The following is a 24,340-nucleotide window of genomic DNA, read 5'->3' as shown; positions in this document are numbered from 1 at the left end:
AGATAAAGTGTGTAAAAATATAATGATAAGATATAAAGTGAGGTATGTGAAATGTCAGGACATTCAAAATTTGCCAATATTAAGCATAAGAAAGAAAAAAATGATGCAGCAAAAGGAAAGATATTTACGAAGATAGGAAAAGAACTTGCAGTTGCAGTGAAAGAAGGCGGTAGTGCAGACCCGGCTAATAATAGCCGCCTGAGAGATGTTATTGCTAAGGCAAAAGCTAACAATATGCCTAATGATACAATTGATAGAAATATTAAACGTGCAGATAGTGATGCTAATGCTGCTAATTATGAGCATATTACATATGAAGGATATGGCCCTAACGGTACTGCAATTATCGTAGAAGCGCTTACTGATAACAGAAACCGTACTGCTACCAATGTAAAAAATGCTTTTACAAAAGGAAAGGGGAATGTAGGTACCCCGGGATGTGTTTCCTTTATGTTTGACAAAAAGGGGCAAATCGTTGTTGCAAAAGAAGAATATGAAGGAGATGCGGACGAACTGATGATGGCAGCATTGGATGCAGGGGCAGAGGATTTCTCCGAGGAAGAAGACAGCTTTGAGATTTTGACAGCCCCAGAGGACTTCAGTGCAGTACGTCAGGCACTTGAAGAAGCTGGTATTCCAATGGTTGCCGCAGATGTGACCATGATTCCTCAGACATATGTTGAGCTTACATCTGAAGAGGATATTAAAAACATTACGAAGACTCTGGATATGCTTGACGATGATGATGATGTTCAGGACGTCTACCATAATTGGGACGAATAATTCCGGTATCTTACATGCGGAGGAATAAAATTAATGAATGATATAAAAAAATCTCTGGAAGATCTTTTTGATGATATGATAAAAAACATACAGTTTTTTAAGAAAACAAGCTATCATTCCGTATTTAAGGAAAAATATGAAGAAAATCGAGAACTGTTTTTGTCATTGTCGTCTTTTGTTGATGCAGCAGAAGAATCGAAAAAGGATAGAATAATAAAAGAATTGGCCACTGTAATTCCAGATTATGCCAGAGGAAAGCTTGCATCATTATCCAAGCGTCAGAAAGAAATATCAGCGATTGATTATAACATGACTATTGTTGTCTATATTATTCCTATGCTTTTATATGATCATCATCCTGTGAATGAAGCAATCGCAGATCAGCTGGTTTCCATCTGGAACGAGACGAAAGTAACTGGAATGGAAGTAAAAAAAGAAACTTTTGAAGGAATTGAAGGTGGATTCAAAAAGGGATTTTGTTATATTACGACAGCTGTCTGTGAGAGTCAGAATAAACCGGATAATTGTCATGAATTAACCGTTTTGAGAGAATATAGGGATCAATATCTCATGATGTCAGAGGAAGGGCAGAGGCTTGTGGCAGAATATTATGCTCTTGCGCCTTCCATTGTGATGGCATTAAATCGCAGAGAAGATTCCGCCCAGATTTATGATGGGATTTATCAGGAATATTTGATTCCTTGTATTCGATATGCAGAGAATGGTAAAAATGTAGAGTGTAAAAAACTGTATATGGATATGGTACACCATTTACAGGAAAAATATTTAGAGTCATAGGAGGAAGTATATGAGCGATTATAAGTTGGAAACAAAATGTATACAGTCTGGTTATCAGCCTGGCAATGGGGAGCCAAGAGTCCTGCCAATTTATCAGAGTACAACATTTAAATACAATTCCAGTGAGCAGATGGGAAGATTGTTCGATCTGGAAGAAGCCGGATATTTTTATACCCGTCTTCAGAATCCTACGAACGATGCTGTAGCTGCAAAGATCTGTGATCTGGAAGGAGGTGTTGCAGCAATGCTGACATCTTCCGGTCAGGCTGCAAGCTTTTATGCAATTATGAATATTGTGGAGGCTGGTGATCATATCGTATGTGCTTCTGCGGTATATGGTGGTACATATAATCTTTATGCACATACTATTAAGAAGATGGGTGTGGATGCAACATTCGTTGATCCGGATTGTTCTGAAGAAGAGCTGAATGCAGCATTTCAGGAAAATACGAAGGCTGTATTTGGAGAAAGTATTGCCAACCCGGCTTTAGTAGTATTGGATTTTGAAAAATTTGCAAAAGCAGCACATGCACATGGCGTACCGTTTATTGTTGATAATACTTTTGCAACACCTGTGAATTGTCGTCCTTTTGAGTGGGGTGCAGATATTGTAACCCATTCTACGACAAAATATATGGATGGACATGCATCTTGTGTTGGGGGTGCGATTGTGGACAGCGGAAATTTTGACTGGGAAGCATATGCAGATAAATTCCCGGGACTTACAACTCCTGATGAGACTTATCATGGAATTGTCTATACACAGAAGTTTGGAAAATTAGCTTACATTACAAAAGCAACTTCTCAGCTGATGAGAGATCTGGGGTCTATTCAGGCACCTCAGAATGCATTCCTTCTGAATCTTGGCCTTGAGACTTTGCCACTTCGTATGGAAAGACATTGTTCAAATGCACTTCAGGCAGCAAAATATCTTCAGGGGCATGAGAAAGTAGCGTGGGTAAATTGCCCGTCTCTACCAGGAGATAAGTATTATGACCTTGCACAGAAATATATGCCAAACGGAACCTGTGGCGTTATTACATTTGGGCTGAAAGGTGGAAGAGAAGCAGCTGTTCGTATGATGGATAGTCTAAAGATGATTGCAATCGTTACACATGTGGCAGATGCAAGAAGCTGTGTGCTTCATCCGGCCAGCCATACACATCGTCAGATGAATGATCAGGAATTAATAGAAGCTGGAGTACAGCCAGATCTGATTCGATTTAGTGTAGGAATTGAACACATCGATGATATAATCGCTGATCTTTCTCAGGCGTTAGAACAGGTATAAAATCATTCAAACACCTCCATACTAATAGAAAATGTATGGAGGTGTTTTTTATGGCAAATGCAACACGTGAGGAACAAAAGAACGAACAGATCAGAGAATGGGGAAGTGTAGATCTTAACGAGAATCACAATCAATATAAGATTAAACTGTTGACTATCATTGGTGAGATCGAGGGGCATGAAGCAGTATCGGGTAATGCCAAAGCGACAAAATATGAGCACATATTACCTCTTTTAGCTGAAATCGAAGATAGTGATGAGATTGAAGGTGTGCTTATTCTTTTAAATACATTAGGAGGAGATGTCGAAGCCGGGCTTTCGATCGCCGAGATGATTGCTTCCCTCAGTAAGCCGACAGTATCTCTTGTACTTGGTGGAAGCCATTCTATCGGAGGTCCATTGGCAGTATCTGCAAAGTATTCTTTTATCGTACCGAGCGGAACTATGATCATTCATCCGGTGCGCTCGAACGGAATGTTCATTGGAGTAACACAAAGTCTTCGGAATATGATTCGTACACAAGACAGAATTACGAAATTTCTGTCTGAACATTCAAATATTTCTCAAAAAAGAATTGAAGAATTGATGTTAAATCCTACAGAGTTAGTCAAAGACGTAGGAACTCTTCTAGAAGGAAAGGATGCAGTACGAGAAGGGTTAATTGATGAAGTAGGTGGTATGAGCGATGCATTGAGAAAATTGCACGAAATGATAGACCAATGGAGGCAGAAAAAGTGTGAAAATATGTAATGACAGCCCTTTTTAAAAATGCTATACTATAAATAGTATTGCCAGAATAAGGGGGATATAATATGGCTGCTAAATCTAAGAAACGAGGGAGTAAAAAACAGACAAATAAGAAGAATTCTGAACAGAGTTTTGTCAGAGACGAGATTATTATCTGGGTGACACTTGCAGTCAGCATCTTACTATTACTCAGTAATTTTGGAATTGGGGGATTTGTAGGAGAAGCAATTGCTGACTTTCTGGAAAGCATTTTCGGATGGGTCGCATATATAATTCCATTCGTTTTATTTGGAACAGTTACGTTTCTCATATCAAATCGTGGGAATCTCAATGCTTATATGAAAACTTTTACCAGTCTCTTTTTTTTGGTTCTGGTGTGCACTTTTTTACAATTGATCAATGACAAAGGCGGGAAACTGGGGGATATCCTTGTAAATATTCTTGTACCCGCCATTGGCGTTGCTGGTACATATGTGGTAGATATCATATTGATGATTATCTGTCTTGTAATTATTACTGGAAAATCAGCCTTAAAAAGCGTAAAAAATCAGGGAGATAAAGCTTACAACAAGGCCAAAAGAGATACGCAGCGCATAAAGGAACATGCAGAAGAGAAGAAGAAAATACGAGAAACTCAGTCAAAGACAGACAAAAAAGTGTCGAATAAAAGAAAAGACAAACATGTGGAAGGAGTTTCGTTTGATACTACTATTGCAAAAAAGTCACCGGATGTGAAAGAGCTGACAATTGACCCGTTAAGTGAAAAGATCCAAAAGAAAGAATCAGCACCTGAAAAGATGGATTTTGTAATTAATCGTGGAGAAGACCTTTCGGTTTCCGATAATATAGAGACAGAACCTATGATGGAAGATATACCGCTAGATGGAGCAGAGAATGCCAAAAATAAAAAGCGCAGCAGTAAGATTGGCGCATCAGCCATTGCAAATGAAGTAGCGGATGTTGCTGCGGCAGTAGCCGAAGAGGCTGTTAAACCGAAAAAAGATTATCAATTTCCACCTATTTCTCTATTAAAAAGAGGTGTGAAACATGCTGGTGAATCGGATGCCAGTCTTCGAGAAACTGCTATGAAACTGCAGCAAATCTTACAGAATTTTGGTGTCAATGTAACGGTGACGAATGTAAGTTGCGGGCCGTCAGTTACTCGTTATGAACTTCAGCCAGAGATGGGGGTAAAGGTAAGTAAAATTGTTGGACTCTCAGATGATATCAAGTTGAATCTTGCAGCTGCAGATATTCGTATAGAAGCTCCTATTCCAGGAAAAGCAGCGGTTGGAATAGAAGTTCCGAATAAAGAAAATTCTGCAGTTATGTTGAGAGATCTTCTTGAAGCTTCCGAATTCAAAAACAGTACTTCAAAGATATCTTTTGCGGTAGGAAAAGATATTGGTGGAAAAGTTGTAGTGACAGATATAGCCAAAATGCCGCACCTTCTGATTGCAGGTGCAACAGGTTCGGGTAAATCCGTGTGTATCAACACTTTGATCATGAGTATTTTATATAAAGCCAAACCAGACGAAGTCAAGTTAATTATGATTGATCCAAAGGTTGTTGAATTAAGTGTTTATAATGGAATCCCACACTTGATGATTCCAGTTGTTACAGATCCCAAAAAAGCTGCCGGTGCATTGAATTGGGCAGTGGCAGAGATGACAAGACGTTATCAGACATTTGCAGAATACCATGTACGGGATATGAAAGGATACAATGAAAAGATTGTATCTATGCCACAGGTGGAAGGTGAAGCAAAAGAACCTATGCCCCAGATTGTCATTATCGTAGACGAGCTGGCGGACTTGATGATGGTCGCACCAGGAGAAGTAGAAGAAGCAATCTGCCGTCTGGCACAGTTGGCCAGAGCAGCAGGAATTCATCTGGTATTAGCGACACAGAGACCATCAGTTAATGTCATTACTGGTTTGATCAAAGCAAATATGCCGTCGAGAATTGCATTTTCAGTTTCTTCAGGTGTAGATTCCAGAACAATTATAGATATGAATGGGGCTGAAAAGCTGTTAGGGAAAGGGGATATGCTTTTTTACCCTTCTGGTTATCAGAAACCAGCAAGAGTGCAAGGATCATTTGTAACTGACAAAGAAGTACAGAATGTTGTTGATTATTTAAAAAATCACAACAGTGATGTTACATACGATGAAGAAATTGTAAATCATGTGAACACCAATTCAGTAGGTACTATGTCATCATGTTCTGCAGATGGCGAGGATCGTGATGTGTATTTTGTGGATGCAGGACGTCTTATTATTGATAAAGACAAAGCGTCTATTGGAATGCTTCAGCGTACTTTTAAAATTGGCTTTAATCGTGCAGCACGTATTATGGATCAACTTTTTGAGGCTGGAGTAGTTGGACCGGAAGAAGGTACAAAACCAAGAAAGGTGTTAATGTCTCCGGAAGAATTTGAACAGTATGTAGATGAATGTTGTTAATATGATATGATTAACTAGTTTAAGGAGAATATTTAGATATGACAAGATTGATTGACGGAAAAGCTATTTCCGCACAGATAAAAGAAGAATTGAAAGAGCAAGTGGAAGCAATGAAAGCAGATGGACAGTCAGTTTGTCTTGCCGTAATTCAAGTAGGTGATGATCCTGCCTCTTCCATCTATGTAAGAAATAAAAAGAAAGCATGTGCATATATCGGAATCCAATCCTTGTCTTATGAGTTAAAAGAAACAACCACACAAGAAGAATTACTAGAGTTGGTTGAAAAATTGAATCAAGATGAAAATGTACATGGTATTCTGGTTCAGCTACCACTTCCTTCTCATATTGATGAGGATGCAATTGTGAAAGCAATTATTCCAGAAAAAGATGTGGATGGCTTTCACCCAGAGAGTATAGGGAAAATGGTCATTGGGGAAGATGGCTTTGAATCATGTACTCCAGCCGGTGTAATTCAACTGTTAAAACGTTCTGGTATTGAAATTACAGGAAAAGAATGTGTAGTTGTTGGCAGAAGCAATAATGTGGGAAAGCCAATGGGCTTGCTTTTGCTTCGAGAAAATGGTACAGTAACTATTGCGCATTCAAAGACAAAGAACTTAAAAGAAGTGACAAAGAGAGCAGATATTTTGATTGTAGCGATGGGAAAACCAAAATACATCACGTCTGAATATATAAAAGATGGTGCTGTAGTGATAGATGTAGGTATGCATAGAGATTCTGAAAATAAGCTATGCGGAGATGTTGATTTTGAAGATGTTAAAGACAAAGTATCTGCTATAACCCCTGTGCCTGGTGGTGTAGGACCAATGACAATTGCGATGCTAATGTGTAATTGTGTGAAAGCAGCTAGTAAGTAGGAGGTTCGCTTAAGATGAAATGTAGGTATTGCGGACAAAAAATACCAGAAGGAATGTTATATTGTGAAAACTGCGGAAAGGAAGTTCGCATTGTCCCAGATTATAATCCTTTGGATGATATGTTAACTGCTCAGATCCGAGGGGCTATTAATGGGGATGATGATTATATAGATTATGATTCTATGAACAGTCAAAATACAGGAAGACGTAATACTGCAAGCAGAAATACGGGAAGACAGAGTGGAAATGCACGTCGAAATGTTACTTCTCGAAATACATCACAGAATGTATCAAGAAATACATCGCGTAATAATACATCGAGAAATATGTCAGAACGTGAAAGACGCCGTCGACAGGCGGAGCGCAAAAAAGCAATGCGTCGTAAAAAAAGAAAACGGATATTGCTTATATTTTTGGTTTTACTTATTGCATTTATCGGAATCGGCATTGGAGTGTATCAGACTTCTTATAAAGGGATAGTGACAAAAGGATATAAATCAATAGAATCGAAAGAGTTCGATGCTGCGGCTGGGTATTTTCAGAAAGCCATTAATAAAAAAAAGGAAAAACCGGAGGCATATACGGGATTGTCCAAGGTATATATTGAACAGAAACAATTAGACAAAGCTGAAAAGGTATTTTTGGACGCAATAGAACAACAGCCCAAGAATGCAGATATCTATGAAGCATGTGTGAATTTTTATATAGATACTGATCAGAAAGAAAATATTCCTTTACTTCTCGAAGATGCTGATGATAGTGTTACAAAACTCTTGGCTGGCTATATTGTTGTCGGACCGGAGTTTAGTCTGGATGATGATGAAACCTTTGATGATGTACAAGAATTATCTCTTAGTACAGAAAAGGGTTGTACGATATATTATACTGATGATGGTTCAGAACCGACAGTCAATAGTATAAAGTATTCAGAACCGATCCAAATCGGAGAAGACGAGACTGTAATTACAGCAATTGCTGTTAATGAAAAGGGGATTCCAAGTCTTCCTGTAAAAAAGAATTATTTAGTAGAATTACCTATAGAAGATGCCCCTGCAGTTTCTCCATCCACTGGTCAATATGAGACTGTGAACCAGATAGAAATAAAAGTACCAGATGGTTATGAGGCATATTACACCATGGATGGAACGGATCCGACAACTTCGTCTAAAAAATACTCAGGTCCAATAAATATGCCAGAAGGTGAAACGATATTTAAAGCGATTTTAATTAACGGAAAAGGACGTAGTAGTGGTGTTACTACGAGAAACTATGTACTGGAAGTTGAGTAAATGGGAATTTAGATTAGTTAGTTGGTAATTGGGAGGTGTACGGCGCAAGGGAGTTGGATAGGCTGGTCTGTTTCCGGTATCCTTCGCCAAGAATCCATAACATAAAAAAGAGTTGCAATTTCGTGACCGGATGCCAAATTCTCACACGGAATTGCAACTCTTTTTTCTGTAACGGATTCTAACGCTTGGCTGGACGGAAACAGACCAGCCTATCCAACTCCCTTGCGCCTGACATTCCCAATTACTGAACGAACTCATCTGGGGTAATTCCTGGCGCGCGAAGCGCAATGGGGAGCGATGTTTTTATACTATTCATCGTTATTTCAATGGAAGAATCAGTTAGTTATTCTGCCAGTTTTTTGACAATATCATTACTGATATCTTTCCCTCTGCATGACGCGCAGGAATCCTCCCGGATGAGGAAGTTGCGAATTTGGGGGATGTCAGGCGAGAAGATGGATGGAATGGTTGCCGTTCGTTGGACAAGCGCTAGAATCCGTTACAGGAAAAGAAGCAGATATTATGTGTGAAGATTTGGCTTCAGGCCAGATCTGAGAAGGCTGCTGAGCCTCGAAATCATCAAGATTTCGGGGTGAATCAGCCTGGTCACAAAATATCTGCTTCTTTTCCTGTTATGGATTCTTAGCGAAGGACTCCGCAATGGCAACCATTCCATCCATCCTCTCGCCGTACACACCCAATCACCAACTAACTAATCTAAATTCCTATTGTTTTGAAATAAATACAATTTGTTTAGTGAATCCTGTTGCGTTAATTATTTAACAGAGATATAATATTGACAATAAATTAACAATATAGTAAAAAGGAGATGCGCAAAATGAGTAGATTTACATTACCAAGAGACGTGTACCATGGAAAAGGTTGTTTAGAGGAATTGAAGAATTTAAAAGGTAAAAAAGCAATTCTTGTAGTCGGTGGTGGTTCTATGAAACGTCAGGGATTTCTTGACAAAGCCGTGAACTACCTAAAAGAAGGTGGCATGAAAGTAGAATTGTTTGAAGGTGTTGAACCGGATCCGTCTGTTGAAACGGTTATGAAAGGCGCAGAAGCTATGCGTAAGTTCGAACCAGACTGGATCGTTGCAATGGGTGGTGGATCACCGATTGATGCTGCAAAGGCTATGTGGGCATTTTATGAATATCCAGAGACAACTTTTGAAGATTTATGTATTCCTTTCAACTTCCCTGAATTAAGACAGAAAGCAAAATTTGCTGCAATTCCTTCTACATCTGGAACAGCTACTGAGGTAACAGCTTTTTCGGTTATCACAAATTATCAGACAGGTGTAAAATATCCACTTGCTGACTTTAATATTACACCAGACGTTGCAATTGTTGATCCAGATCTTGTAATGGGACTTCCTGTAAAACAGGTTGCATATACAGGCATGGATGCATTGACACATGCAATAGAGGCTTATGTATCAACATTAAATTGTCCATTTACGGATCCACTTGCTTTACAGGCAATTGAGATGGTATTAGATTATCTTCCTGCTTCATATAATTGCGATATGGTTGCCAGAGAACAGATGCATTATGCACAGTGTTTAGCAGGTATGGCATTCTCCAATGCATTACTTGGTATTGTACACTCAATGGCTCATAAGACAGGTGCGGCATTCTCAACTGGCCATATCCCACACGGTTGTGCAAATGCAATTTATCTTCCGTATGTAATCAAATATAATGCTAAAGATCCAGTTGCAGCAAAACGTTATGCTGAGATCGCGCGCAGAATGGGACTTGCAGGAACTTCTGAAAAAGCATTGATTAACAGTCTGTGTGAAAAAATTGATGATTTCAATGTTAAATTAAACATTCCTAAGACTTTAAAGGATTTTGGTATCAATGAAGATGAGTTTAAAGAAAAAGTTGCCAAAATTGCAGAATTAGCTGTTGGTGATGCTTGTACAGGCTCTAATCCAAGAGCAATTGATCCTGCTACAATGGAAAAATTATTTATATGTACATATTATGGAACAGAAGTTGATTTTTAGATAAAAATAGTCAAAAAAGCAGATGCCATGTGGCGTTTGCTTTTTTGATGCAAAAAACAGTTAATATTTTAACAAAAAACTTGATATTTTTCTTAGGATACATTATTATGAAAGAAGTATCAAATATTAGGAGGAAGCAAGATGTACAAGATATTAAAAGCCGAAAAACTGGCTGATAAGATTTATCTTATGGACGTAGAAGCTCCGCGTGTAGCTAGACATTGTGAGCCTGGACAGTTCGTTATCGTTAAGATGGACGAAAAAGGGGAGAGAATTCCACTTACAATTTGTGACTACGATAGAGAAGCAGGAACCATCACGATTGTGTTCCAGGAAGTTGGAGCATCTACAACGAAGATGTCCCAATTAAAAGCAGGGGATGCATTCCGTGATTTTACTGGTCCATTAGGATGCCCATCTGAATTTATTAGTGAAGATCCGGAAAGTCTGAAGAAGAAAAAGATTTTATTTGTGGCTGGTGGTGTTGGAGCCGCTCCTGTTTATCCGCAGGTAAAATGGATGAAAGAACATGGTATTGATGTTGATGTTATCGTGGGCTCTAAGACAAAAGATATGTTAATCCTAGAATCAGAAATGGAAGCTGTTGCGGGTAACTATTATCCATGTACAGACGATGGTACATATGGTCATGCTGGAATGGTTACTACTAAAATAGAGAAACTGGTAGAAGAAGGAAATAAATACGATGTCTGTGTAGCAATCGGACCAATGATCATGATGAAATTCGTATGCCTGTTGACAAAGAAACTTGAGATTCCAACGATTGTCAGCATGAATCCAATCATGGTAGATGGAACGGGTATGTGCGGTGCCTGTCGTCTGCATGTTGGTGATGAGATTAAATTTGCCTGTGTAGACGGACCTGAATTCGACGGACACCTTGTGAACTTTGACGAGGCAATGAAGAGACAGCAGATGTACAAAACTCAGGAAGGACGTGCAATGCTGAAATTACAGGAAGGTGACACACATCATGGTGGATGTGGTCATTGCGGAGGTGACGAGTAATGGCAGATGTATTAAAAAGAGTGCCTGTAAGAGAGCAGGAACCAGAAGTAAGAGCAACTAATTTTGAAGAAGTATGTTACGGATATAATAAGGAAGAGGCAATGGAGGAAGCAAGCCGTTGCCTGAACTGTAAAAATGCCAAATGTATTCAGGGATGCCCAGTGTCCATCAATATCCCAGGTTTTATTTCAAAAGTAAAAGATGGAGATATTGAGGGGGCATACAAAGTAATCGGCGAATCTTCAGCTCTTCCAGCTATTTGCGGTCGTGTATGTCCACAAGAGTCTCAGTGTGAATCTAAATGTATCCGTGGAATTAAAGGTGATGCAGTATCCATTGGTAAATTGGAAAGATTTGTCGCTGATTATGCATTGGAAAATGATATTAAACCAGAAAAAGCAGAAAAAATGAACGGACATAAAGTTGCTGTCATTGGTTCAGGTCCTTCAGGACTTACCTGTGCTGGTGATCTTGCAAAATTGGGGTACGAAGTAACTGTATTTGAGGCACTGCATGAACTTGGTGGTGTTTTAGTATATGGTATTCCTGAATTTCGTCTTCCAAAGCAGAAAGTTGTTAAGAAAGAAATTGAAAAAGTTAAAGAATTAGGCGTTAAATTTGAGACAAATGTCGTAATCGGTAAATCTACAACCATCGATCAGTTGATGGAAGAAGAAGATTTCGAAGCAGTATTTATTGGTTCTGGTGCTGGTCTTCCAATGTTCATGGGAATTCCGGGAGAGACGGCTAACGGCGTATTCTCTGCGAATGAATATTTGACAAGAAGTAATCTGATGAAAGCATTTGATGATTCTTATGATACACCTATCGCAGCTGGAAAGAAAGTTGCAGTCGTAGGTGGTGGTAATGTAGCAATGGATGCTGCAAGAACAGCCCTCCGTCTTGGAGCAGAAGTTCATATCGTATACCGTCGTAGTGAAGCAGAACTTCCAGCCAGAGTTGAAGAAGTACATCATGCAAAAGAAGAAGGAGTCATCTTCGATCTTTTGACCAATCCAAAGGAAATCCTTGTTGATGAAAATGGATGGGTAAGAGGTATGAAAGTAATCAAAATGGAACTTGGCGAACCAGACGCTTCTGGAAGAAGACGCCCAGTAGAAATTCCAGGTTCTGAGTATGAGATAGAACTTGATACAGTTATCATGTCACTTGGAACATCTCCAAACCCATTGATTGCATCTACAACCAAAGGACTCGAGACAAACAAGAGAAAATGTATCGTGGCAGAAGAAGAAAACGGTCAGACATCAAAAGCCTGCGTATTCGCCGGTGGAGATGCAGTAACCGGAGCTGCAACAGTAATCCTTGCAATGGGAGCTGGAAAAGCAGGAGCAAAAGGAATCCACGAAATGTTATCAAAGAAGTAAAAATGTTAAAAAGGGGACGTAGACTTTTTGCAAAAGTCTACGTCCCCTTTTGCACTTTATGGTGTACCAAAATAAAAAATGCCCTGTACCCAAATGGAGATTTGTGGTATGCTTATTAAAGTGTAAAAAGAAAAGAGGACATATTTATGGTAATTTTTCTAGGGTTAATCATACCTTTTATCGGAACGACCGCAGGCGCTGCCTGCGTTTTATTCATGAGAAATGAATTAAAGCCACAGATTCAGAAGGCGCTTCTTGGATTTGCGGCGGGAGTCATGGTTGCTGCTTCTGTATGGTCTCTTTTGATTCCAGCGATGGAGATGTCGGACTATATGGGAAAGTTTGCATTTGTTCCGGCAGCAATCGGATTTCTACTTGGAATTGCTTTTTTATTAATCTTGGATCAGGTTATTCCGCATATGCACATTGGATCGGATGAGACAGAAGGACCAAGATGTTCACTGAAAAAGTCTACTATGCTCGTATTGGCGGTTACCATTCATAATATTCCGGAAGGAATATCAAGCGGAGCTGTCTTCGCAGGTCTGATAACAGGAAATACAAATGTGACACTTGCAGGTGCATTTTCTCTTGCGATCGGAATTGCGATTCAGAATCTTCCGGAAGGATTTATTGTATCACTTCCGATTCGAAGTGAGGGTGGAAGCCGGGGAAGAGCATTTTTGCATGGAATGTTTTCAGGAGTTGTAGAACCTATCGCCGGTGGCATTACCGTTCTTCTGGCCTCTTATGTCACGCCAATCCTTCCTTATCTTCTTGCTTTTGCAGCAGGTGCTATGATTTATGTCGTAGTAGAGGAACTGGTACCGGAATCAGCAGAAGGAGATCATAGTAATATAGGTACTATTGGTTTTTCAGTTGGATTTGTGTTGATGATGATTCTGGATGTGGCATTGGGTTAGCATTGGATTAGCATTGGATTAGACAGATAAACCAGGTCGGCATTATAAAACAGAAAAACAACAAGAACAGGATAAATATTATGAAGCAAACAAACATTTTAAGAGGAATTTTTTATATTGTTGGTTTATTAGTACTGGCATTGGGAATTATATTAAATACAAAAGCCGGGCTGGGAGTTTCTCCGATTATTTCCGTATCTTATAGTATATCAATGATTTTAAATATAAATTTCGGCAATATGACGCTGATTCTTTACAGTAGTTTTGTAGTGGTGGAGATGTTTCTACATACAAGAGAACATTTTCGAAAGGGAAAGTATCTGAACTTAAAGGTGCAGTTATTAAAAGATGCGCTTCAGTTTCCATTAAGTTTGATTTTTACTCGATTTATGAATTTGTTCTCAGCATTAATTCCGGCTTATGATACGCCTGGAGTCCCTGTTTTTTACCAAAGTATGACTGGCAGAGTTATGATACTGGTCATTGGGATTATATTAACAGGAATTGGCGCTGCAGTATCTCTGAATATGCGGTTAATTCCGAATCCTGGTGATGGAATTGTACAGGCCATTGCAGATACAGTAGGAAAAAGTGTAGGCCTTACAAAGAATTGTTTTGATTTGTTTAATATTACATTTACAACTTGTGTAGGTCTTATTTTTGCCGGTGAAATAATCGGTATCGGTGTCGGTACTGTTCTGGCAGTCATTGGTGTCGGGCGCGTAATTGCAATATTTAATCATTTCTTGAAAGAAAGAATGGGTGTACTTGCAGGAATAGAAGAATGGAAATAACGATTGAGAAAGGATGCGATTGAGATGGTGAAGATTGTCTCAGACAGTACCTGTGATTTGTCGCAGGAATTACTACAAAGATACGATGTATCCATACTGCCTTTGCATATTTTGTTAGGAGAACAGGAGTATGAAGACGGACAGGATATATTCCCAGATGAGATTTATCAATGGTCGGACAAAAACAAGACTACTCCTAAGACTTCAGCTCCAGCTCTTGACAGGGCTATGGATTTGCTGAGACCATATGTGGCAGAAGGAAGAGAAATCATTTGTTTTGCGATATCTGAAAGTATGTCTACATCAGCAAATGTGATGCGTATTGCTGCAGAAGAACTAGAAGCAGAGAAGCTGGTTACAGTGATTGATTCTGCCAATCTTTCTACTGGTATTGGATTATTGGTAATTGAAGCAGCAACTATGGCGCAAAATGGGAAAAATGCTCAGGATATTGTTAAAAAAATTGAGGAGTTAAAGCCTTTTGTACGCGCAAGTTTTGTGGTTGATACATTAACATATCTTTACAGAGGAGGGCGATGCAGCGGACTCGCAGCAATGGCTGGCGGCGCATTAAAACTGCATCCTAAAATTGTTGTGGAAGATGGTGCAATGAATCCAGCCAAAAAGTATCGCGGCAAAATGAAGAAAGTTCTGATGGATTATGTTAAGGATATGGAAAATGAGCTGAAACAGGCTAAAAAAGATCGAGTATTTATTACGCATTCAGGCTGTGATCAAGATATTATTCGAGAGATTTATCAGCATTTGGACAGCTTGAATATTTTTAGTGAAATTTTAGTTACAAGGGCAGGCGGAGTCATATCCAGCCATTGTGGTCCGGGTACATTAGGTGTTTTATTTATCTCTAAAGTTTAATATTTTATTTCAGATTCAAATAAAAGAAAAGCTATATGCATAAGAAAAAATATACGGTGAAAGTATGGAAAATATTTTTGAAAAAATTCGAAAACAATTAATAGATGTGACAGACGAAAAATATCTCGAATTTAATCGTTCTCTTGTGCCAGGAGATAATTCGACCATGCTTGGAGTACGTGTTCCAAGACTTCGAGAGTTTGCGAAAAGTATTGCTAGAGAAAATGGTCTGGAATACGTAAATGCCGTAAAGGAGCAAGAAAAGCAAGGTAAAGTCTATCATGAAGAACTATTGCTTCATGGAATGATTATTGGATATATGAAATGTAGCCTGGATGAGAGAAAAAAGCTGTTAGACGATTTTGTCCCAGTAATCGACAGTTGGGCAGTGTGTGACAGCAGCTGTATGACCTATAAATTTATGAAAAAAGACATGGATTTATGGTTTGAGTATTTAATGAAATACCTAGACAGTACACAAGAATATGAACTTCGCTTTGCCATTGTATCTCTTTTAGACTATTTTGTAACCGAAAATTACATCGAAAGAGTACTCAGAATATTGGGTGATGTAAAGCATGAGGCCTATTATGTTAAAATGGCAGTTGCATGGGCGGTGTCCGTTTGTTACGTTAAATTTCCTGAACTTACCTGGGATTTACTTGCCGGAAATCAGCTAGATGATATTACTCATCAGAAATCTATTCAAAAAATCCGGGAATCATTCCGTGTCAGTAAAGAAGAAAAGGAAAGACTTAACACTTTGCGTCGGGCAAAGAAGGGATAACTATATTTATGAAGATTACATTAATAACTGTAGGGAAAATAAAAGAAAAATACCTGAAAGATGCTATTGCAGAATACAGCAAACGTCTAAGTCGATATTGTAAACTGGAGATTATAGAAGTTACCGATGAGAAGACGCCGGATCATGCAAGTGAGAGTGTAGAAGACGCAATTCGTTCCAAAGAAGCTGAGAGAATCCAGAAGTATATCAAAGAAGATGCCTATATAATTACTCTTGAGATTGGTGGAAAACAGCTCGCCTCTGAAGAACTTGCAGAAAAGATTGACAAATTAGGAATTCAGGGTGTCAGCCATATCATCTTTATTATTGGAGGCTCTATTGGACTTGGGAGAGAAGTACTTTCCAGGTCAGATTATGCACTTAGTTTTTCTAAGATGACATTTCCACATCAGTTGATGAGAGTCATTTTGCTGGAGCAGATATATCGAAGTTACCGAATTATCAATGGAGAACCATATCATAAGTAATGGAGGTTTTAAATGAGTGAACAACAGAAAGTTACTTTTCGGTATGCAGTTCGCGAGGATGCTGCATTAATTCTTCGGTTTATTAAAAAACTTGCGGAATATGAAAAAATACCGGAGTCAGTCTACGCTACAGAAGAGTTTCTGGAAGAGTGGATGTTCGATAAGCAAAGAGCAGAAGTAATATTTGCACAGATTGACGGAAAGGAAATTGGATTTGTTTTCTTTTATCAGACATTTCCTGCTTACCTTGGAAAAGGCGGAATCTATATTGACGATTTGTATGTTGATCCAGAATACCGGGGAAAGGGTTATGGAAAACAGATGATAAAGTATATGGCAAGAACAGCTCTGGAGCGTGATTGTGGAAGAATGGAATGGTGTTGTCTGAACTGGAATCAATCAAGTATGGATTTCTATCGCTCAATGGGTGCAATACCACTTGATGAATGTACAATTTTTCGTGCGCCTGAAAATGTATTAAAGGCGATTATAGAGTAGGTGTGATTTATAATGATAAAAAATATTGTTTTCGATATGGGCAATGTACTTCTTGATTATAATCCAGATGTCTGCCTGAATTATTTTCTGGATAATGAAGACGACAAAGCTTTGATTAAAAAAATATTATTCAATGGGCAGGAATGGATAGATGCTGACCGGGGACTGCTGACTGATGAGGATATATATGAGCGTGTAAAGGATCAGATTCCAGAGCGCCTTCATCCTGCACTTAAGAGTTGTGCAACGAGATGGCATATGTGTATGAAACCTGTCGATGGTGCAAAAGAATTCTGTGAATATGTGAAAGAAAATGGATATCATCTATATGTTCTGTCTAATGCAAGTACCTCTTTTTATGACTATTTTCCAGAATTTGCACCGATTTCATATTTTGATGGAATCGTGGTATCCTGTGATATACATATTATAAAACCGGAAAGAGGTATTTATGAATATTTACTGAATCAATATCAACTCATTGCGGAAGAATGTTTCTTTATTGATGACAGACCGGAAAATATTGAAGGCGCAAGGCAGATTGGAATGAATGGGGTAGTATTTTACGGTGATTTCCAGGAAATCAAAGAATTACTCTTACAGATAACAGACGAAAGAATATAGTTAGCAGACCAATTTGGCTGCTTTGCTTGACATATGCAGACAGGATTGCTATGATAATCCCATCTTTGACAGTTAATAAAAGACAAAACAGCCGCAAAGCCTGTATTTATGGGCTATGTGGCTGTTTGTTCGTTTGCATCGATATGTGCTATATTTTTGCTTTTGTGCTAGTTATCTTTTTTGTCTTTGAAATAATTCCTCGCATGGAGGCTTTTGATATAAATTCAAAGTCTGTTCTTAATCCAAATGAACTGTGAAGAGCATCTGTTAGTTTTGTGCGTTTGTAAGAAGGAATGTAACCACTGTCCTTGCTTAATAGTGTCATATTCATACCACGTAATGTTTCCAAAATCTGAGTGCATGTAAACCCTTCCCCCAGTTTCTTTTCTAATAATCTATATACTAAGAGACTGATATAACACGTAAGAAAATGTGCTTTGATACGATCGTCTCTCTGTACATAGACGGGTCTGGCTTCAAAATCGGATTTCATGATTCGAAAGTTTTCTTCGATTTCCCAACGTTGCTTGTTAATCTTAATGATTTCCGATGGGTTATCTTCAAGGTTTGTTACAACAGCATAAAAACCATCATACATGGATTCTTCATTTATGCGTTCTTCATCCAATTCATAAACAGACTTATCTGCGATTTCACCATCTGGTGTAATGCTAGTCTTTTGAATGAATCGTGCAGGGTCGTTTTGATTCTTTCCTCGTCTGCATTTTCCTGGAGACTGAATCATTTTCAGTGCACGGTCAATCTGACGACTACGAATTTTTTGTTGATAAGCTTTATATTTAGGAGAGTAAGTAACAATAATCGTTTCATCCATTCGGAGGTGCAATTACTGATGCCGCAGGATATGTGTTTTCTCACTTATCCAGCGAACAACAGGACAAAATGTTATCAACTTATTTTGCATCGGAACATATGGGATATAATCAAGTCAGAATTCATATGGACAGTTGTGATTTTTCCACCCATATGTATGAAGCAGATCCATATAAGGATGATACGGAACTTGAGAAATTTTCTTTCGCAGATACTGAAAAATACATTATCCCATTATTAGAAGCAGCGGAGAAAAAAGCCGGAAAGAAGTTAAAAATCATGTTGTCTGCATGGTCACCGCCGGCATATATGAAGACCAACCATGGAAGAAAAGAAGGCGGTTCTCTGAAATACGAATATCGTACACGTTGGGCAGAATATCTGTGCCGATATATCAGAGAATTTAAAGACAGAGGATTTGAAGTTGTGCGGATGTCTGTACAAAATGAGCCAAAAGCTGTTCAAGACTGGGATTCCTGTGTCTATACAGCAGAAGAAGAGAAAGTATTCTTAAGAGATTATCTGGTACCAGCTATGAAAAACCATGACCTTGATGATATCGAAATATTCATCTGGGATCATAACAAAGAGCGCATTTTTGACAGAGCAGAAGCAATCATTGATGAGACAACAGATTCTATGGTTGATGGACTTGCTTTTCACTGGTATAGTGGAGATCACTTTGAGGCATTAGACCTGGTTCATCAGATTCATCCCGACAAAAAACTGATACTTTCCGAAAGCTGTCTGGAATTTGGCAAATATGATAAAGATGCTGAAGCGGAGAACGCCGCTCGCCTCGCCCATGATATGATTGGAAATCTTAATCATTGGATGGTTGGTTTTTATGACTGGAACATATTACTAGATGGAGAAGGCGGACCGAATCACACGCAGAACTACTGCGAGGCTCCTTATATGTTTGATATGGAGAATGACCGGTTAATAGAGCGCATGTGTCTGGAATATTACTGCCATTTCGCAAATTTTATAAAGCCAGGAGCAATAAGGAGTGCAAGCACAAAGTATACAGATCAGTTAGATCTGACGGCTTGGAAAAATAATAATGACAGTATAGTATTTGTATTGCTGAATCGGCAATCAGAATCTAAGACTTGTTATCTTCGTATTGCAGGTCAGCAGTTTGAGTTTGTGATTCCGCCGAATTCCATTATCACTGGACAGATAGAAGAGAATTGTTAATATAGGGAGAACATAAATTATGATAAAGAATCCAATACTTCCCGGATTTAATCCGGATCCATGTATCTGCAGAAAAGGGGAAGATTATTATCTTGCAGTTTCCACATTTGAATGGTTTCCTGGAATTCCAATCTACCATTCTAAGGATCTGAAGAACTGGGAACTATATACTCATGTTCTGACAGATGACCAGGAAGTAGACCTAAAAAAATTACCTTCTGCGAAGGGAATCTGGGCACCTTGCCTGACTTATTGTGAGGAAGAGGATCTGTTCTATGTGGTATATGGCATTATGAATTCTATGAATGCCAGATACTTTGACGTAGATAATTATCTGATCACAGCAAAGGATATCAAAGGTCCATGGAGTGAACCGGTCTATCTTCATTCTTCTGGCTTTGATGCATCAATATTCCATGACGATGACGGACGTAAATGGGTTGTATCCCTTGAATGGGAGACGAGAGAAGGCTATGAAAAACCAGGAGCAATCTGTATGGTGGAATATTCACCGGAAAAGAAAGAAATCATTGGTTATCCAAAGCGAATCTGGAGTGGCGGAACAGACAGAGGCTGTATTGAAGCACCCCATTTGACTAAAAAGAATAGCTATTATTATATTATGTGTGCAGAGGGTGGCACAGGATATAATCACTGTGTGACCATGGGACGTTCAGCTAATATCTGGGGGCCATATGAAAAAGATCCCAAAAATCCAATTGTGACATCGGTTCCGGGAGATTCTTATGAGCGTTATGATCCAGATCATTTAAAGCCGAAATACTATAATTCAGAATCTGTACTTCAAAAATCAGGACATGGAAGTTACGTAGAGACACCGGATGGCGAAGTCTATCTGGTTCATCTGACTGCACGGCCGTTTGTACCGGAACTGCGCTGTACACTTGGAAGAGAGACGGCAATTCAGAAAATGATGTGGACGAAAGATCATTGGCTTCGCATGGCAGACGGAAGTAATCTGGCAAAGGTTGAAGTTCCAGAAAGCACTCTTGCGGAATATCCGGTTGCACAGATTCCGGATTATGATGATTTTGATTCCGAAGAACTCGGCATCTGGTATTATGCTCCAAGAATGATGCCTCAATCCTTTGCAGATGTAAAGGCTCGTCCGGGTTACGTCAGAATCCGCGGACAAGAATCCCGTACATCACTGAATAGGGTCAGTATCCTTGCCCGCAAGCTTACAAGTGTCTATGCCAGAATTACAACAAAAATGGAATTCGTCCCAGTAGTTCATCAGCATAGTGCTGGGCTCATCTTATATTATGACAATATGAATTATATCAATCTCAGAAAATATTACAGTGAAACGTTGAGCCAGAGTGCATTGTCAATTATTCAGCTTGAAAATGGAGAGAAAACAGAATTCTTAAATTCTCGGATTCCGATAGAAGATGGCCCAGTCTATCTGCGACTCTACATTGAAGGACGTAAGTCCTGGTTCGAGTGGAGCCTGGATGGAAACAAGTATCAAAAGATTGGAAGAGTCTTTGATACAACAAAATTTTCGGATGAATATTGCAAATATGGAGAATTTACAGGAACCATGGTAGGAATCACCTGTGCCGACCGTGTCAAGCACAAACATTATGCCGATTTTGACTTTTTCGAATATGTTGCAGATGAAGACAAAAATGTAGAATAAAAGAAAACAAAAAAAGATTGTCTCCGTTGAAATTCGTATGTATAATAGCAGTAGCAAATACGAATGAACAACGGAGGCTTTTTTATGACATTCAAAGGGAAAATCGATATATGGTGGTATGTAGTTATCGCACTATTAAATGGGGTTACATTGGGAATTACACTCAATGTCGGATTTACAACGGTATGGGGATATCTGATTTTATTAGTTTTAGTAGATTTATATTCTATTCCCGTATTATTTAGAAACGAAGTTATTGTTGATAAAAAACAAGTAGTAATACATTTTGGATTATTGACAAAGACTCTCCCTACACAAGAAATCACATCAATACGGAAAATGAAAAATTATTCAGCATCCTTTGCCGCATCCTTTGACCGGGTAGGAATCGAATCGAAAAGAATGAGTACCGTTTTCGTTGCATTATACGAGAATCGAGAATTTGCAAATGAACTAATGAAGCTGAACAAAAAGATCAAATATGTAATTTAGTTGGGAATTTAGATTAGTTAGTTGGGAATCGGGTGTGTACGACGCAAGGGAGTTGGATAGGCTGGACGGAAACAGACCAGCCTATCCAGCTCCCTTGCGCCTGACATTCCCAATTACTGAACAAACTCATCTGGAGAAATTCCTGGCGCGTAGCGCAATGGGGAGCGATGTTTTTATACTATTTATCATTATTTCAATGGAAGAATCAGTTAGTTATTCTGCCTGTTTTTTGACAATATCATTACTGATATCTTTCCCTCTGCATGACGCGCAGGAATCCTCCCGGATGAGGAAGTTGCGGATTTGGGGGATGTCAGGCGAGAAGATGGATGGGATGGTTGCCATTCGTTGGACAAGCGATAGAATCCGTTACAGGAAAAGAAGCAGATATTTTGTGCGAAGATTTGGCTTCAAGCCAGATCTGAGAAGGCTGCTGAGCCTCGAAATCATCAAGATTTCGGGGTGAATCAGCCTGGTCACAAAATATCTGCTTCTTTTCCTGTTATGGATTCTTAGCGAAGGACTCCGCAATGGCAACCATCCCATCCATCCTCTCGCCGTACACACCCATTACCAACTAACTCATCTAAATTCCCATTTACTCGTCAAAAATACTTACAATTTCTCCATCCAGGATTCGATTCGTATTTTTTACTGCGCAGAAGTTTCCACACATACTACAGGTGTCTTCTTTTTCTGGTTTTGCTTCTTCACGATAACGACGTGCTTTTTCAGGATCCATGCTAAGCTTGAACATTGCTTCCCAGTCAAGGCGTTTTCTTGCTTCACTCATCTGATAATCCCAATCTGTTGCGCCAGGAATTCCTTTTGCTATATCAGCTGCGTGTGCTGCGATTTTTGCAGCTACGATACCTTCCTTTACATCAGCAGCATTTGGAAGACGTAAGTGTTCAGCCGGAGTGACATAACATAAAAATGCAGCGCCAGATGCAGCTGCGATTGCGCCTCCAATAGCAGAAGTAATATGGTCATATCCAGGAGCAACATCGGTTACCAATGGACCAAGTACATAGAACGGTGCACCATGACACAAGGTTTTTTGAATTTCCATATTTGCAGCGATCTGATTCATAGGCATATGTCCAGGTCCTTCAATCATAACCTGTACATCCTTGGCCCAGGCACGCTTGGTCAGTTCTCCCAGGGTAATCAACTCCTCGATTTGTGCGGTATCAGTAGCATCTGCAATACAGCCTGGACGACATGCGTCTCCAAGGCTCATCGTAATATCATATTCACGACAGATATCAAGGATCTCATCATAATGTTCATAGAACGGGTTCTCTTCCCCGGTCATTTCCATCCAGGCAAACATAATGGAGCCTCCGCGAGATACGATATTCATCAGACGTTTGTTCTGTTTAAATCTTGCAGCCGTTGCGCGATTCATACCACAATGAATCGTCATAAAATCCACACCATCTTCTGCATGCATTCTTACAATATCCAGCCATTCCTGCGCAGTAATCTGTCCCAACGGTTTGTGGTAATAAACGACTGCATCATAAATTGGAACTGTACCGATCATGGCAGGGCATTCTTGTGTGAGTTTACGACGAAAACTTCTGGTATCTCCATAGGAACTTAGATCCATGATTGCCTCTGCTCCCATTTCTACAGCAGAACGTACCTTCTCATACTCCATATCCACATCTTTCCAGTCGCGGGAGACTCCTAAGTTGACATTAATCTTTGTAGTTAACTTAGCGCCTACTCCGCTTGGATTCAAAGAAGTGTGTTTTTTGTTGCATGGAATGATAATCTCTCCTTTGGCAATTGCATTGCGCAGATCTTCTACATCCCAGTGTTCTTTTTCTGCAACAATTTTCATTTCAGGTGTGACGATACCCTGACGGGCAGCATCCATCTGTGTTGTGTAACCAGACATATTCTTTTCCTCCTTCACTTTGCTTTTAATGAACATATTCATTAAATTTTATAGTGCGGCAAAAGGTGGTGCTCCCAATCTGCCGCATGAGGTATTGAGAAAGAGCAAAAGTGTGCATTCTCGCGAAATGTTTTTATAAAACAAAAAACGGTACGCAAAGGAAGCATACCGTACATAATTCATACTTTATGTCCCTACGTTGGCATTATCCAAATCAGGTCATGGGTTAAAGCACACTAGCTTACTCTCAGCCTGCTTAAAGCAAGCACCCCTTTTATACTTAGTTATTATATCGTGCTTTTTTGTGAAATACAATAACAAAATATTGAATTTGATTTTCAAGGAAAGAATGATGCGTCTGTTAATATCAGAAAATGTAGTAATTATTCTGTACAGTTTATAGACTATTTATTATAATGATTAATAACAGTTCGATCATAAGGTAGTGTAAAGTAGCCTATGAAAAATTGGAGCTGAAAAAATGGCTCCATTGGAACCTTGAAAATTGCAGATATGTTAGTTTTCGGCAGTGTACGCCACCCTTGACGGCACACTAAAA

The 24,340-nt window shown here is 39.1% G+C and carries 21 protein-coding genes, 1 pseudogene and 1 riboswitch; of the genes and pseudogenes, 20 read left to right on the top strand and 2 right to left on the bottom strand.

The genetic code is table 11. From position 1 onward, the window contains the following. Positions 1 to 51 precede the first annotated feature (51 nt). From ABE613_RS04665 to ABE613_RS04585, 17 genes are all read left to right on the top strand, one after another. Entirely contained in the window at positions 52 to 783 is a 732-nt protein-coding gene (locus ABE613_RS04665) for a YebC/PmpR family DNA-binding transcriptional regulator (protein ID WP_347375825.1), read from the top strand. 33 nt (positions 784 to 816) lie between these two features. Beyond that, the gene (locus ABE613_RS04660) at positions 817 to 1,581 is read left to right on the top strand and encodes a CFI-box extended C-terminal domain-containing protein (RefSeq protein ID WP_347375824.1); all 765 of its coding nucleotides are present in this window, start codon (positions 817 to 819) and stop codon (positions 1,579 to 1,581) included. Between the two features lie 10 nt (positions 1,582 to 1,591). After that, positions 1,592 to 2,872 carry an O-acetylhomoserine aminocarboxypropyltransferase/cysteine synthase family protein gene (locus ABE613_RS04655; RefSeq protein WP_347375823.1) on the top strand — a complete coding sequence of 427 codons (1,281 nt, stop codon included), beginning with the start codon at positions 1,592 to 1,594 and terminating at the stop codon, positions 2,870 to 2,872. 50 nt (positions 2,873 to 2,922) lie between these two features. Beyond that, the gene (locus ABE613_RS04650) at positions 2,923 to 3,621 is read left to right on the top strand and encodes a ClpP family protease (protein WP_347375822.1); all 699 of its coding nucleotides are present in this window, start codon (positions 2,923 to 2,925) and stop codon (positions 3,619 to 3,621) included. Positions 3,622 to 3,683: 62 nt separating this feature from the next. After that, positions 3,684 to 6,083 (top strand): FtsK/SpoIIIE family DNA translocase, encoded by a 2,400-nt coding sequence (locus tag ABE613_RS04645; RefSeq protein WP_347375821.1) that lies wholly within the window; start codon positions 3,684 to 3,686, stop codon positions 6,081 to 6,083. 38 nt (positions 6,084 to 6,121) lie between these two features. Next, positions 6,122 to 6,961, top strand: coding sequence for a bifunctional methylenetetrahydrofolate dehydrogenase/methenyltetrahydrofolate cyclohydrolase FolD (gene folD / locus ABE613_RS04640; RefSeq protein ID WP_347375820.1), 840 nt, complete (start codon positions 6,122 to 6,124; stop codon positions 6,959 to 6,961). A 14-nt stretch (positions 6,962 to 6,975) separates the two neighbouring features. Next, positions 6,976 to 8,250 (top strand): chitobiase/beta-hexosaminidase C-terminal domain-containing protein, encoded by a 1,275-nt coding sequence (locus tag ABE613_RS04635; protein ID WP_347375819.1) that lies wholly within the window; start codon positions 6,976 to 6,978, stop codon positions 8,248 to 8,250. Between the two features lie 838 nt (positions 8,251 to 9,088). Further along, positions 9,089 to 10,270, top strand: a complete 1,182-nt coding sequence (locus ABE613_RS04630; RefSeq protein WP_347375818.1) for an iron-containing alcohol dehydrogenase — start codon at positions 9,089 to 9,091, stop codon at positions 10,268 to 10,270. Between the two features lie 141 nt (positions 10,271 to 10,411). Continuing rightward, positions 10,412 to 11,299 (top strand): sulfide/dihydroorotate dehydrogenase-like FAD/NAD-binding protein, encoded by an 888-nt coding sequence (locus ABE613_RS04625; protein ID WP_347375817.1) that lies wholly within the window; start codon positions 10,412 to 10,414, stop codon positions 11,297 to 11,299. Next, a complete protein-coding gene (gene gltA, locus ABE613_RS04620) occupies positions 11,299 to 12,687 on the top strand; it encodes an NADPH-dependent glutamate synthase (protein ID WP_347375816.1) in 1,389 nt (462 codons plus the stop codon). The genes ABE613_RS04625 and gltA overlap by 1 nt, the downstream gene beginning before the upstream one ends. A gap of 146 nt (positions 12,688 to 12,833) precedes the next feature. Then, positions 12,834 to 13,610, top strand: a complete 777-nt coding sequence (locus tag ABE613_RS04615) for a ZIP family metal transporter (RefSeq protein WP_347375815.1) — start codon at positions 12,834 to 12,836, stop codon at positions 13,608 to 13,610. 80 nt (positions 13,611 to 13,690) lie between these two features. After that, complete coding sequence (locus tag ABE613_RS04610) at positions 13,691 to 14,404, top strand: YczE/YyaS/YitT family protein (RefSeq protein WP_347375814.1); 714 nt, start codon at positions 13,691 to 13,693, stop codon at positions 14,402 to 14,404. Between the two features lie 24 nt (positions 14,405 to 14,428). Next, positions 14,429 to 15,280, top strand: coding sequence for a DegV family protein (locus ABE613_RS04605; RefSeq protein WP_347375813.1), 852 nt, complete (start codon positions 14,429 to 14,431; stop codon positions 15,278 to 15,280). 64 nt (positions 15,281 to 15,344) lie between these two features. Then, positions 15,345 to 16,067, top strand: coding sequence for a DNA alkylation repair protein (locus ABE613_RS04600; RefSeq protein WP_235234076.1), 723 nt, complete (start codon positions 15,345 to 15,347; stop codon positions 16,065 to 16,067). An 8-nt stretch (positions 16,068 to 16,075) separates the two neighbouring features. Beyond that, a complete protein-coding gene (gene rlmH / locus ABE613_RS04595) occupies positions 16,076 to 16,555 on the top strand; it encodes a 23S rRNA (pseudouridine(1915)-N(3))-methyltransferase RlmH (protein ID WP_235234079.1) in 480 nt (159 codons plus the stop codon). 12 nt (positions 16,556 to 16,567) lie between these two features. Next, positions 16,568 to 17,053 carry a GNAT family N-acetyltransferase gene (locus ABE613_RS04590; RefSeq protein WP_235234081.1) on the top strand — a complete coding sequence of 162 codons (486 nt, stop codon included), beginning with the start codon at positions 16,568 to 16,570 and terminating at the stop codon, positions 17,051 to 17,053. A 12-nt stretch (positions 17,054 to 17,065) separates the two neighbouring features. Beyond that, a complete protein-coding gene (locus tag ABE613_RS04585; protein ID WP_347375812.1) occupies positions 17,066 to 17,677 on the top strand; it encodes an HAD family hydrolase in 612 nt (203 codons plus the stop codon). A 148-nt stretch (positions 17,678 to 17,825) separates the two neighbouring features. Here ABE613_RS04585 and ABE613_RS04580 read toward each other — a convergent pair. Then, positions 17,826 to 18,512 (bottom strand): annotated as a pseudogene (locus ABE613_RS04580) (IS1634 family transposase); the annotation flags it as partial. A gap of 32 nt (positions 18,513 to 18,544) precedes the next feature. On the opposite strand from ABE613_RS04580, the gene ABE613_RS04575 reads away from it, so the two are divergent. The 3 genes from ABE613_RS04575 (at position 18,545) to ABE613_RS04565 (ending at position 21,872) form a co-directional block, all read left to right on the top strand. Further along, complete coding sequence (locus tag ABE613_RS04575) at positions 18,545 to 19,714, top strand: glycoside hydrolase family 30 protein (RefSeq protein WP_347375811.1); 1,170 nt, start codon at positions 18,545 to 18,547, stop codon at positions 19,712 to 19,714. 19 nt (positions 19,715 to 19,733) lie between these two features. Further along, positions 19,734 to 21,380 (top strand): glycoside hydrolase family 43 protein, encoded by a 1,647-nt coding sequence (locus tag ABE613_RS04570; RefSeq protein ID WP_347375810.1) that lies wholly within the window; start codon positions 19,734 to 19,736, stop codon positions 21,378 to 21,380. Between the two features lie 84 nt (positions 21,381 to 21,464). Beyond that, entirely contained in the window at positions 21,465 to 21,872 is a 408-nt protein-coding gene (locus tag ABE613_RS04565; protein WP_347375809.1) for a PH domain-containing protein, read from the top strand. Positions 21,873 to 22,470: 598 nt separating this feature from the next. Here the strand turns inward: ABE613_RS04565 and thiC are convergent. After that, entirely contained in the window at positions 22,471 to 23,781 is a 1,311-nt protein-coding gene (gene thiC, locus ABE613_RS04560; protein ID WP_235234283.1) for a phosphomethylpyrimidine synthase ThiC, read from the bottom strand. Positions 23,782 to 23,955: 174 nt separating this feature from the next. Beyond that, positions 23,956 to 24,064, bottom strand: a riboswitch (TPP riboswitch). Positions 24,065 to 24,340: the final 276 nt, after the last annotated feature.

The organism is Dorea chungnamensis, assembly GCF_039832125.1.
In the GTDB taxonomy this organism is placed as follows: domain Bacteria; phylum Bacillota; class Clostridia; order Lachnospirales; family Lachnospiraceae; genus JAFBIX01.
Note: the sequence above shows the minus strand (reverse complement) of the source record. Positions and strands in the feature narration are given on the sequence as shown.

Excerpts from the sequence above, each read along its gene's own strand:
- ABE613_RS04590 (WP_235234081.1), top strand. The coding sequence starts at position 16,568 with ATGAGTGAACAACAGAAAGTTACTTTTCGGTATGCAGTTCGCGAGGAT.
- folD (WP_347375820.1), top strand. The coding sequence starts at position 6,122 with ATGACAAGATTGATTGACGGAAAAGCTATTTCCGCACAGATAAAAGAA.
- ABE613_RS04635 (WP_347375819.1), top strand. The coding sequence starts at position 6,976 with ATGAAATGTAGGTATTGCGGACAAAAAATACCAGAAGGAATGTTATAT.
- ABE613_RS04610 (WP_347375814.1), top strand. The coding sequence starts at position 13,691 with ATGAAGCAAACAAACATTTTAAGAGGAATTTTTTATATTGTTGGTTTA.
- ABE613_RS04600 (WP_235234076.1), top strand. The coding sequence starts at position 15,345 with ATGGAAAATATTTTTGAAAAAATTCGAAAACAATTAATAGATGTGACA.
- ABE613_RS04660 (WP_347375824.1), top strand. The coding sequence starts at position 817 with ATGAATGATATAAAAAAATCTCTGGAAGATCTTTTTGATGATATGATA.
- ABE613_RS04645 (WP_347375821.1), top strand. The coding sequence starts at position 3,684 with ATGGCTGCTAAATCTAAGAAACGAGGGAGTAAAAAACAGACAAATAAG.
- ABE613_RS04570 (WP_347375810.1), top strand. The coding sequence starts at position 19,734 with ATGATAAAGAATCCAATACTTCCCGGATTTAATCCGGATCCATGTATC.
- ABE613_RS04605 (WP_347375813.1), top strand. The coding sequence starts at position 14,429 with ATGGTGAAGATTGTCTCAGACAGTACCTGTGATTTGTCGCAGGAATTA.
- gltA (WP_347375816.1), top strand. The coding sequence starts at position 11,299 with ATGGCAGATGTATTAAAAAGAGTGCCTGTAAGAGAGCAGGAACCAGAA.
- ABE613_RS04615 (WP_347375815.1), top strand. The coding sequence starts at position 12,834 with ATGGTAATTTTTCTAGGGTTAATCATACCTTTTATCGGAACGACCGCA.
- ABE613_RS04625 (WP_347375817.1), top strand. The coding sequence starts at position 10,412 with ATGTACAAGATATTAAAAGCCGAAAAACTGGCTGATAAGATTTATCTT.
- ABE613_RS04655 (WP_347375823.1), top strand. The coding sequence starts at position 1,592 with ATGAGCGATTATAAGTTGGAAACAAAATGTATACAGTCTGGTTATCAG.
- ABE613_RS04565 (WP_347375809.1), top strand. The coding sequence starts at position 21,465 with ATGACATTCAAAGGGAAAATCGATATATGGTGGTATGTAGTTATCGCA.
- ABE613_RS04665 (WP_347375825.1), top strand. The coding sequence starts at position 52 with ATGTCAGGACATTCAAAATTTGCCAATATTAAGCATAAGAAAGAAAAA.
- rlmH (WP_235234079.1), top strand. The coding sequence starts at position 16,076 with ATGAAGATTACATTAATAACTGTAGGGAAAATAAAAGAAAAATACCTG.
- ABE613_RS04585 (WP_347375812.1), top strand. The coding sequence starts at position 17,066 with ATGATAAAAAATATTGTTTTCGATATGGGCAATGTACTTCTTGATTAT.
- thiC (WP_235234283.1), bottom strand. The coding sequence starts at position 23,781 with ATGTCTGGTTACACAACACAGATGGATGCTGCCCGTCAGGGTATCGTC.
- ABE613_RS04650 (WP_347375822.1), top strand. The coding sequence starts at position 2,923 with ATGGCAAATGCAACACGTGAGGAACAAAAGAACGAACAGATCAGAGAA.
- ABE613_RS04630 (WP_347375818.1), top strand. The coding sequence starts at position 9,089 with ATGAGTAGATTTACATTACCAAGAGACGTGTACCATGGAAAAGGTTGT.